Origin of the sequence: Streptomyces malaysiensis subsp. samsunensis (genome assembly GCF_024519315.1) — a bacterium.
GTDB lineage: Bacteria > Actinomycetota > Actinomycetes > Streptomycetales > Streptomycetaceae > Streptomyces > Streptomyces malaysiensis.
The window spans coordinates 1-10,863 of the sequence record NZ_JANIIC010000133.1 but is presented as its reverse complement, the minus strand read 5'-3'; the positions used below and the strand labels follow the sequence as shown (position 1 = coordinate 10,863).

Below are 10,863 nucleotides of genomic sequence, written 5' to 3'. Positions count from 1 at the left end.
GCCTCCTTGCGTGCGTCAAAGACCTTCAGCGGCACGACGTCGGCGATCGGCTCGTCGGCGTCCTCGTCAGGTTCAGGCCCGTCGCAGGCCGCTTGCGGGGCGGGGGGTTCGGCAGGGCCGGGGCGGGGCCATGCGGGCTGGGCGGTTGCCCGGGTGCGGGCGGCGATCTTCGCCCCCCGGCTGCGTCCGCGGCGGACTGGCTTGGCCGGGGCATCTTCCTCTGGGCCGTTGCCCGCCCGTTCCAGGAGGTCGCCGACCGCCTCGGCGATGGCGTCCTCGGTGACCTGGCCGCCCCGCTCGCGCAGGTTGCGCACCTCGTGGTCCCAGGCGAGTTCCCCGAAGGGCGTGGCGGTGGTCGACAGCAGCCGCCAGGGGACGGTGATCCAGCGGCCCTCGTGGTGATCGCGCAGCCAGAGAAGTCTGATGTCGTAGGGGTCGTGGCGGACCTCCCACCGGTTCTTCCGCCCGGCGATCCCGGACTTCACCCGGCGCAGCCCGTTCAGCTCGGCGCAATCGTAGATACGGTGGTTGACCTTGATGCCGTAGGAGTTGACGGCTTGCCAGCGGGTCGGCAGCAGTTCGAGATAGTCCTCCGCGCTCAGCGCGAGCGGCAGATAGCCGGCCGTCTCCACCAGCGCCGCGTACTTCTCGTTCGGCGAGAACGTCCGCCCTGGTGCGAGCGGGTCCCGGAGCCCGTCGTGGGCCCTGGACTGCCAGCACGAACTGACCCACTCTTCGAGAAGTTCCTGGAGCTGGTGCAGCGACCACAGCGGCGCGTCCTCGACCTTGCGGCCCCGGTGCTCGGCCGAGCGGCCGGTGTACCCGGTGACGAACTGCGCGAACAGTGATGCTGCTGAGCCCAGAGTTCTTTCGATGTGGGGCTTGTGGGTCGGGGTGCGGGGCGGCGCGTGGATCACTTCGGTGCCGAACGCATTGCAGGCGGCGTGGAAGTTCTTCGACAAGAAGGCCTTCCCGCCGTCCACCACGATGGCCTCCGGGATGATCAGAGGGACCGCAGCCGCGTGCCGCAGCCGCTCGTCCACTGACAGAAGCCGCTGGTAGGGCAGTGCGGAGTGCTCCATCCGCAACACCTCGGGCCAGCCCGGCCGCATCGGCGCCGGAGTCACCGAGCGGGCCAACAGCAGCGCCGCGTCCACCGACTTCGTCGTCGGCCGCAGCACGGCCGCCGTGATCGACCGGGTGGCGACGTCGACCATGCCGACCAGCTCGCACCGGTCCACCACCCCGTTGTCCAGCCGCACCAGCACGTCGAACGGGGTGGAGTCGATCTCCGCCAGCTCGCCCGGCCGGCAGACCGCCGTCTGGTCGAAGGCTCCGTCGGGCTGGCCGGCCAGCGAGCGGCGGGTGCGGGCCGAACCGGTCGTGTGCCGCCCGGCTTCCAGCCGGTTGAACAGGCGGTAGAACGTCGCCCGCGAGGGCATCGTGACCGGCGGCCCGTCCAGCTTCTTCACCGCCCGCCCGACCCGCGTGAAGTAGTAGCTGACGGTGCGGGTCGAGCCGTCCGCGGCCTGGTCCATCAGCTTCCGCAGCTCGTCCACGACCCTGGGGTCCACCTGCCCCCGTGGCGGACGGCGCGGAGCGTGACGCCCGTCCACCATGCCCAGCACTCCGCGTTTCTGGTAGCGCTGGCGGCGACGGCGCACCGTGTGTCGGCTCACCGGGTGTCCCAACTCGGCCGACAGTTCAGCGGCCTTGGCCGCCTCCCGGTCGGCCAGCGACGACGAGGCCGGGTCGTACTCGGGACGGGGGGCCGTGCCCGCCGGGGCGTCCGGGGCCAGTCCAGTCAGCACCTCGGTCATGTGCCGGTGCCACCACAGGGCCTTCTCCGCCAGACCGGCCTCCAGCCCGTCCAGCAGCCCCGGCGGCAGCAGCCGGCCCGGTCCCGAACCGACCACCTCGAAGCCGGGCGCCGTCATCAGCGTTGGCAGGTGCATCGCGCTGGACTGCCCCAGCCCGTCCGCGAGCCGCACCAGCATCCCGCTGATGCCCACGACCGTGTGCACCGCTCCGTCGAACCGCACCCGGTCCCCGGGCCGGATCAGGGGAGGTCGCCGACCCACGCTCACCGAACACGCTCCGCCGGTCCGACCATGTTGTCAGGCCCCAACATCCCCTTGTCCAGGTCGACATGGAGGAGCTGCCGCCAAAGCAGGTGATAGAGGACAGGAAGCACCTCCAGCCGGTCGCCGACCCGGCCCACCCCCGCGAACAGCGCTTCCGGTGCCGCGAACACCTCCAGCAGGGACTGCCTCAGCTCCGGCCGGTCGTAGCGGGGATGGCGGTAACCCGCCAGCCACTTCACGTTCGCCAGCAGCACCGCATCCACCGCCCCGACCCGAGAAAACCGCCATCCGGCCAGCTCGCAGGCCCGCGCGGTCGCCGCGAACGCCTCCGCGTCATCCGGTTCGATGCGGTCGTCCGGACGGACGTCGACCACCAGACCCTCCCCGTCCGCGCGGCGGGCGAAGAAGTCCGGAACGTGCCCGCGCCGCCCCCGGCGAGTGGGCCAGAACAGCCGGAACGGCTGGGCGGCCAGCCCCGCCACCTGCGGATCGAAGTCCAGCAGCATCGCGTGGTGACGCTCAAGATGCGACTCCACCAGCAGCGGACCCCGCGTCGTCGCGGCCCAGTACTGCCGCGTCACCGACTTCTGCCCCGGATATGTCCGCACCGTACGAACCGGCGGCAGCCGCCCGAACGGCTCCGCCCAGCACTCGGCCAGCCCGACCCGACGGCGTACCCCATCGGCATCGACGTACTCGACCTCGAACCCCTCGGGCCCCTTCGGTAAGACCACCACGACACCCCCTCGACGCTGCACGGACGCTGATCACGAGGAAGCCACATCAACAGCCGAGCCAGCCAGGAAAACCGCCCCAAACCGCCCTCGCGGGCGAAAGTCGGATGAGACGGAACGGCCCCGCATACACGAACCGCGGAGACAAACCAGTCCGACGGACACGATCCAGTGAGACTCGTCGTGTCACGTCTGTCCGCACTGACACCGCCAGGTGAGACCAGCAGCGAATCCGACAAGACACGGTGAGAAAGAGGCGGGATCACGTGAGACGGGACATTTTTGAAGGGTTTTTTGAAGGATCCGTGGGGGTGCGTGGACCCCCGCCCCGTGATCTTCAGAAAACGATCGTTTTTTGAAGACCGCGCTACCCCGTGGCGACGGGGGTGGGGGTGATCTCTCGCAGCAAAGGTTGAGTGGCTGTCGGGACCTGGGGGCCTGTCCGGCGGATCATGTGACTACTAGGCTGCGACGATGCAGTCTGCAGACCGGGACCAGGCGAACGACTACGACAGCTTCGCCGCAACGTATTCAGCGGAGAACGAGAACAGCCTCATAAACGCGTACTACGAGCGGCCCGCAATGTTGGCCTTGGCCGGAGACGTGACTGGCCGTCGGATCCTGGACGCCGGCTGCGGCTCAGGCCCCCTGTCCTCTGCACTACGCGACCGCGGTGCCGTCGTCACCGGCATCGACGCCAGCGCCGGGATGCTGGCGTTGGCGAGGCGGCGGCTCGGCGATGATGTAGCCCTCCACGTGGTCGACCTAAGCGACCCTCTGCCGTTCGGCGACGGGACGTTCGACGACGTGGTCGCGTCGCTGGTGCTGCACTATCTGGAAGACTGGGGGCCGACGCTGGCCGAGTTGCGGCGGGTACTCAGGCCCGGCGGCCGGCTGATCGCGTCGGTGAGCCACCCTTTCACGGCCTACACGCACCGGGATCCGCGACCCGACTACCACGCGACCACCAGCTATACCTTCGACTGGAGTCTCAACGGGCATTCCGTCCCGATGGAGTTGTGGCGCAGGCCGTTGCACGCGATGACCGATGCCTTCACCGCTGCCGGCTTCCGCCTTTCCGTCATCAGCGAGCCGCAGCCCGAACCGGCCGCCCGCGAACTGTTCCCGGATGGCTTCCAGGACCTGTCGACCAACCCCAACTTCCTGTTCTTCGTCGTCGAGGTACCGCCGTCGGCCACCGGCTCAGGCAGCTAGCCAGTCGCGGATCACGAGCGAAGCCAGAATCCTGCCCCAGTAGTGTGGCTTCGCATGACCGACTCCGAGATCGAGATCACCGCAGATCTGGTTCATGACCTGCTGCAGGAGCAGCATCCGGACCTCGCAGGACTGGCCATCCGCGAAGTAGCGGGCGGATGGGGTAACCAAATGTGGCGCCTTGGGGACGACCTGGCTGTGCGCATGCCGCGTACAGAAGGTGCCCCGGACCTCCTGCGCAAGGAGTGCCGGTGGCTGCCCGTCCTGGCCCCGCGCCTGCCGCTTCCGGTCCCCAACCCCGTACGGATCGGTGAACCGTCCGCGCGCTTCCCGAAGCCCTGGACCGTCATGACGTGGGTCCCGGGCGAAGCACTGGACTACACCTCCATCAGCCGCGGCGACCACGCGGCCGACACGCTGGCGGCCTTCCTCACCGCGCTCCACGTGGAGGCGCCCGAAGACGCGCCTATCAGTGAGGACCGCGGCGACCACCCCAAGAAGTGCACGGACGGCTTTGACCACTTCTTCCACGCCGTCGTCCCCGACGACCTCGCCGACGACGTCCGCGCCGTCTGGGACGACGCCGTCGCGGCACCCGAGTGGGAGGGCCCGCCGCTGTGGGTGCACGGCGACCTTCACCCCGCGAACGTCGTCGTCTCGGACGGGACGCTTGCGGGCGTGATCGACTTCGATGCCATGTTCGCCGGCGATCCGGCGTGGGACCTCGCCGCCGCTTGGGTCATCCTTCCCGCGGGCTCCGCCTCACGCTTCTTCGACGTATACGCGCAGGCAGACGAGGGGACCATCCGGCGTGCCCGCGGGCTGGCCGCCCTGAAGAGCCTGTTCCTCATGCTGATGGGCCAGAACGGAGACCAGGGCCTTCCTGGCGGCAAGCCGACATGGGGACCCGCAGGCCGGGCAGCACTCGATCGTCTTCTGAGCGGCGGTCTGATATAGGCACGGAGCGACCGAGCCTCATCCAATACCCGCTGTCGAAGTTGCCGCGATCTCTGTCCCGTCCCCGCCGGTCGGCGGCGGGTTTCCCGGAGTACAACAACCCGCCCCGGACGGCGGATGCGGCGCTCACTCCTCCTGGCCGTCGTCATCATCGTCAAGGTCGGCAGTGTCCGGGTCGCGCAGGGGCCGCAGCCCCTGCACCGGCTGGGAGGCGGTGAAGCTGTAGCGGCCCAGGCAGTTGAGGTTCTTGTGCTTGAGCGGGGACAGCCGCGCGATGTCCTCGTCCCTGATCTCGTGGCCCTCGGCGCGGAGCTGGGCGACAGCGGCGTCGATGTAGCGCGTCGTCCACAGCACCACGGCGTTCAGCACGAGCCCCAGCGCCCCGAGCTGGTCCTCCATCCCGTCCCGGTACGCCTGGTGGATGGTGCCCTTCTTGCCATGGCAGATGTCACGGGCGAGCTTGTGGCGGGATTCCTGGACGGTGAGCTGCTTGTGCATCTGGCGACGGTAGGTGTCGTCGACCGGGTCGACGACGGCGAGCAGGTGGAGGGCCTTGGCGATGCGCCCGTACTCGGCGAACGCCTGCCCCAGCGGAGCGGGATGCCCCTCACGGCCGAACATCCGCAGCAGGTCGTAGGCGCGGACCTGGTTGGTGACCAGGGAGCCGGCCACCCGCAGCATGTCCGGCCAGTGCATGATCACCTTCTTCACGTTCACCTTGTTCCGCGCGATCGCCTCCAGCGGCCCGTACCCGCCCGCCGTCTCGGCGCCGGGCATCTGGGCCTTCCAGAACCGCTGGTCTTCAAGGTCCTTGAAGCGCGGGGAGAAGCGGTAGCCGAGCAGCTTGAAGATGCCGAAGACCATGTCGGAGTAGGAGGCGTTGTCGGTGGCGACCATCTCCGGCTTCACCCCGCCGTCCAGGTTCAACAAAGCATCCAGGATGAACAGGGAGTCGCGCGGGGTGCCGGGCACCACCATCTGCCCGATGCCGATGACCTGGTCATTGATCGCGTTGAGCCACGTGATGCCGGTCTTCTTAGCGAAGTACTTGGGTGACGGGGCGGCGTTGATGGTGCGGACGGGGACGACGAAGCGCAGGCCGTCGACGGAGGCGAGCAGGCCCTTGCCCCAGTGCTCGACGATGGGCACCTGGGCCTGGGCGGCGATCAGGGCGGCATTCGCCGCGGCGATGGTGTCCGCGCGCAGGTAGTACTGATCGACGTGGATCAGCCGCGAGCGGGTCAGGGCCTCGTGGTTCGGGTTGATGACCGGGGTCATGCCGATGTTGCACGCCTCCGACACGAGCAGGGCGACGACCGAGGTGGTCAGGTCCTTCATACGGGTGCGACCGTCGCCCAGGTGCACGAAGGCGTCCAGGAACCCGGTCCAGGCGTGCACCTCGAACAGCAGGTCCGGCAGATCGATCTTCGGGAGCATCCTCTCGACGCGCTCACGCAGCCACTTCAGCGACTTCGGCTCACCGAGCGCGTGGAGTTTCTCCACGTTCAGCTTCGCCCGGCCGTTGGGCTGCACCTCGATGCTGATTTTCGCGTCGGCTCCGGCCTCCTGAAGGCGTTCGGCCATCTGTTTCCACGTCGCGTCCAGTACGGCGACCAGTTCCCGAAGGTGCTGTTCGGCGTCCTCGTCCAGGCTCAGGCCCGTCAGGACGTCCTCGCGTACCGCCTCCCACCCCTTGCCCTGGAGCAGCCGGGCGCGCGGGTCAGACCAGCGGTGCGAGGGGGAGGCGAAGATGTCGCGGCGCTTCAGGGCGCGGAAGAGCTGCTCCAGCACGCACACCACGTACGCGTCCCGGTCCACCGCTCCCTGGGGCAGTTCGGCGTTCGAGTACACCGCCTTGCGCCAGTGCGCCGGCACCAGCTTGTCGTCGACCTCACGCGGCAGCAGCGGCTTCTCGCCTACCTTCCGCCGGGAGAGGGCCGGGAGCCGCTGCACCCCGGTGAGGATCCGTCTGCCCCCGGGTGCCGCGTCCAGCGCCTTCGACTCGCCCAACAGCGACAGGAACGGCTTGACGGTGTTGTAGCGCAGTGCCAGCGCCCCGCGCAGCGCGGTCTCCGCTGTGTCGTCGTCCGGCACCAGGCTCACCACTGTGGAGGCCGCGCTGGAGAGCGCGGCCCGGGGCGCGACCTCTTCCAGGGCTCGCCACAGCGCGGCCACGTCCACATCGCAGCCGCTCTGTTCGATGAGCTCCAGTTCCTCGATGACCACCTTCGAGACCCGGGCGGTGATCCGTGCCGCCTTCTCCAGCTGCGGAAGGGTCGACAGACGCTGCTTGTCCGTGGACCGCTTCGCGGTGCTGATCAGCCGGGTGGCCATCAGGATCTCGAACAGGTCCAGCGCGTCGTCGATCGCCTTCGCCTCCAGGTGGCGCATCACCGCGGTGAGCATCGCCGTGCGCTTGGGCTCCGGGGTCCGCTCCAGCTTCGGCGCCTTGGTGCCCAGCCCGTACCGGGCCAGCGCAGACAGTCGGTTCGGCGGAATCTGCTCCAGCTTGAGGCGGCCCAGCTGGAAGGCGGCGATGTCCTCGACCCGCTGCAACGCGGCCTTCATCGCGGTGCCGGTGGTCCGCGTCGGTGGCTGGCGCATCCGCTCCAGCTCCGAGTACCGCTTGCCCTCCGGCGTCTTCAGCGTGGCGACCAGATCGCCGGGCAGCGCAGGGTCCGCCCGCCGGGCCGCCCTGGCGACCGTGGCGTACAGCCGTTTGTCCGCGACGGCACGCACCTCGGCGACCTGCCGGGCCAGCACGCTCACCCCCGGTAGGAGCACCCGGTTGCGGCGCAGCCAGCCCACGGCGTGATCGAACAGAGCCTTCGGTCCCTCCGCGTGCGCCGTCCACGCCCGGCCGTGCAAAAAAGCCCGGAACTTCCGGCCCTGGTCGTGGTCCTCGTACTGGTGGTAGCCGTACGCGTCACGTATCTCCCACGCGTGCTCGTACGCCGTCGGCCTGCGCTCGGTATACCGCTTGATCTGGGAGACGTCCCCGATCCCCAGCTGCTCGGCCAGATGCTCGACGACCGGCCACGGCACCGCGAGGGGGTCCTCCAGGAACAGCCCGATATACCTCACCGTGCACATCTGGAGAGCGAAACCGAGACGGTTGTGGTCCCCGCGCCGCTTCGCGATCAGCTTCAGATCCTCGTCATCGAGAAAGAAGAACCGCTCCAGCTCGGGCCTCGTCGGCTCCTCGGCGAACTTCCCATACGCCTCAGCCTGCTCATCAGTCAGAAATTCCACCGGCATGCGGCGGACCGTAACCATCACCCACTAGTGATCGAGGACCTTCCGCCGAACCCCCGCACGGCACTGATCACCTGTGCTAGAAGCCCAAGATCAAGTGCTTAGCGTTACTGGCTGTTCTGTTGGTCCCCAAGGCCGAACCAGTGGCTCAACGCCGCCGGACCGCTGATCGCCGCGTGATCGAGGCCCTGGCCCGGCACGTGATCGCGAGGAGCCGCACCGACCCGTCCGACGTGCTCGTACCCAGCAGCCACCAGCCGAGCCCGAAAAAGGCGAAAAACACACCTCTGACTTGAACATGACCGGCCCCGTAGGTCAATGTTTCGCAAAGTCAGGTACGGCGCGGGGGAGCCCCCGTACAAAACGATTGGGTAGCCAGTGCTTCTGAAAACGTTCGGCTGGTCGTTCGCGGTCACCGTGCTCGGCCTGGTCGCGGCGGTGTTCTACGGGGGGTGGACCGGCTTCGGGGTCGTGGCAATCCTGTCCATCCTCGAGATATCGGTGTCCTTTGACAACGCCGTGGTCAACGCCGGGATCCTGAAGAAGATGAATGCCTTCTGGCAGAAGATCTTCCTCACCGTCGGTGTCCTGATCGCGGTCTTCGGCATGCGCCTGGTCTTCCCGGTCGTGATCGTCGCCATCAGCGCCAAGATCGGTCCGATCGAAGCGGTACGGCTCGCGCTCGACGACAAGGACAAGTACCAGCAGCTGGTGACCGACGCCCACCCGTCGATCGCCGCCTTCGGTGGCATGTTCCTGTTGATGATCTTCCTCGACTTCATCTTCGAGGACCGGGAGATCAAGTGGCTCGGCTGGCTGGAGCGTCCGCTCGCCAAGCTCGGCAAGGTCGACATGCTCTCCGTCTGCATCGCGCTCATCGTGCTGCTCGTCTCCGCGATGACCTTCGCCACCAACGCCCACCAGCACGGCGGCATCCACGTGGGCAAGACGGAGACCGTCCTGATTGCCGGCATCGCGGGCTTGATCACCTACCTGATAGTCGGCGGCCTCTCCGGCTACTTCGAGAACAAGCTCGAGGAAGAGGAGGAGCGCGAGCACGAGGCTGAGGAAGAGGCCAAGAGGAGCGGCAAGAAGGTCCCGGCGGTCGTGATGGCTGGCAAGGCCGCGTTCTTCATGTTCCTCTACCTGGAGGTCCTGGACGCGTCCTTCTCCTTCGACGGCGTCATCGGCGCCTTCGCGATCACCAACGACATCGTCCTGATGGCGCTCGGCCTCGCCATCGGCGCGATGTACGTCCGCTCGCTCACGGTCTACCTGGTCCGCCAGGGCACCCTCGACGACTACGTCTACCTGGAGCACGGCGCGCACTACGCGATCGGCGCCCTCGCCGTGATCCTGCTCGTCACCATCCAGTACGAGATACACGAAGTCATCACCGGCCTCGTCGGCGTCGTCCTGATCGCCTGGTCCTTCTTCTCCTCGGTCCAGCGCAACCGCAGGCTAGTAGGCGGCTGACGGCAACAGTGACGGCAACGACGGCACACGGCGCCTGCCAGCGACTCTGTCCGGGCACCGGCCCGGAGCGCTTCCAAGGCTGGCATCAGGCCGTTGCCCGAACCTCCCCATCAACTGGCCGTGGGCGGGGATTCCGAACTGCCCACCAACAGATCACTCATGTGTTCCTGCGGGCGTGCAGCAGCCACGCCAGCAACCTCTCGACCACCCACCTGCGTGGGTCGTTGAGCGGAGTCTGGCGTGGATGATGTATCCGGTCTCCCCTAACCCGAGCCCTGGTCGCACGGGCCGCATGACCTTGATAACCCCCCATACGAGTGATGTCGGGCATGGGCCCGACTGACCGGGGCAGGCACGTCGGGTGGTCGCCCGACAGCAGCATCTCTCCCCGCGGTGCCGCCGGGCGGCCCCACTCCACGACCGAAAGTGCTCATGCCCCGCTCCCGGCAATCCCTCGCCCGCGCGATCCTGTCGTCCTCGATCTCCCCGGCATACCGCGACGTCCGCGCCAAAGTCCTGTATCCCCTCCGTATGACGCCCGAGCAGGATCGACGGCTGAGCGGCCGGGCGTGTGCCCGATGCGGTGCCACCGAGGGTCTACACGAGGGGGGATACGCCTACACCGCCAGCGGCCCCGAGGGGCGGGGCCGCCTGGGATGGCCTGTGAAGGTCTGCTGCGACTGCCCGGCAGACCCCGGGCACGGCACCGACGCCAGGCATTGAGTCCGGGGTCGCTCACGACAGCCAGTGCCAGGGATCGGGAGCCCTGTCACCCGCTCAGCTGCGGCAGAACCGCCTGCTTGACCCGTTTGGTGGGCTCGCCCTGAGCCGTGACACGCCAACCCGCAAAAGGTGTATTAACGCCATTACTGGCGAAGGTGTCAGCCATCCCGATGGCTACGGCGTCACCATCGCCGGGTCGTATCAACTCCGCTCCATCCTCTGATCATGGGGTGGAGCGGCCTGACCTCCGTGCGCGGGGAGCTCCCAGGACCCCGGACCTACTCAGGTCCGGGGTCGTCGCGTTGGCCGAAGCCGAGCCCCGCGACAGCGATACGGAGAGCGCGGCTTGGCCACCAGTCCCCTCAAAAGCCCACCCCGGAGTGGAGGTGACAGCTTCTGAGGTTCAAAGACGGGTTCTA

6 protein-coding genes are annotated in these 10,863 nt (G+C 68.1%); 3 read left to right on the top strand and 3 right to left on the bottom strand.

The features are described from left to right. On the bottom strand, window positions 1–2,087 hold a 2,087-nt coding region (locus NQU54_RS47405; protein ID WP_308408551.1), incomplete at its 3' end, for a TnsB C-terminal domain-containing protein. Then, window positions 2,084–2,821 carry a TnsA-like heteromeric transposase endonuclease subunit gene (locus NQU54_RS47400; protein WP_257636463.1) on the bottom strand — a complete coding sequence of 246 codons (738 nt, stop codon included), beginning with the start codon at window positions 2,819–2,821 and terminating at the stop codon, window positions 2,084–2,086. The genes NQU54_RS47400 and NQU54_RS47405, both read right to left, overlap by 4 nt. A gap of 471 nt (window positions 2,822–3,292) precedes the next feature. Between NQU54_RS47400 and NQU54_RS47395 the strand changes: the two genes are divergently transcribed. Beyond that, window positions 3,293–4,033, top strand: coding sequence for a class I SAM-dependent methyltransferase (locus NQU54_RS47395; protein ID WP_257636462.1), 741 nt, complete (start codon window positions 3,293–3,295; stop codon window positions 4,031–4,033). 54 nt (window positions 4,034–4,087) lie between these two features. Beyond that, window positions 4,088–4,990, top strand: a complete 903-nt coding sequence (locus tag NQU54_RS47390) for an aminoglycoside phosphotransferase family protein (RefSeq protein WP_257636461.1) — start codon at window positions 4,088–4,090, stop codon at window positions 4,988–4,990. 126 nt (window positions 4,991–5,116) lie between these two features. Here the strand turns inward: NQU54_RS47390 and NQU54_RS47385 are convergent, their stop codons facing one another. Continuing rightward, on the bottom strand, window positions 5,117–8,248 hold the full coding sequence (locus NQU54_RS47385) for a Tn3 family transposase (protein ID WP_257636460.1): 3,132 nt from the start codon (window positions 8,246–8,248) through the stop codon (window positions 5,117–5,119). Between the two features lie 375 nt (window positions 8,249–8,623). Between NQU54_RS47385 and NQU54_RS47380 the strand changes: the two genes are divergently transcribed. Continuing rightward, window positions 8,624–9,721 carry a DUF475 domain-containing protein gene (locus NQU54_RS47380; RefSeq protein ID WP_257636459.1) on the top strand — a complete coding sequence of 366 codons (1,098 nt, stop codon included), beginning with the start codon at window positions 8,624–8,626 and terminating at the stop codon, window positions 9,719–9,721. Window positions 9,722–10,863: the final 1,142 nt, after the last annotated feature.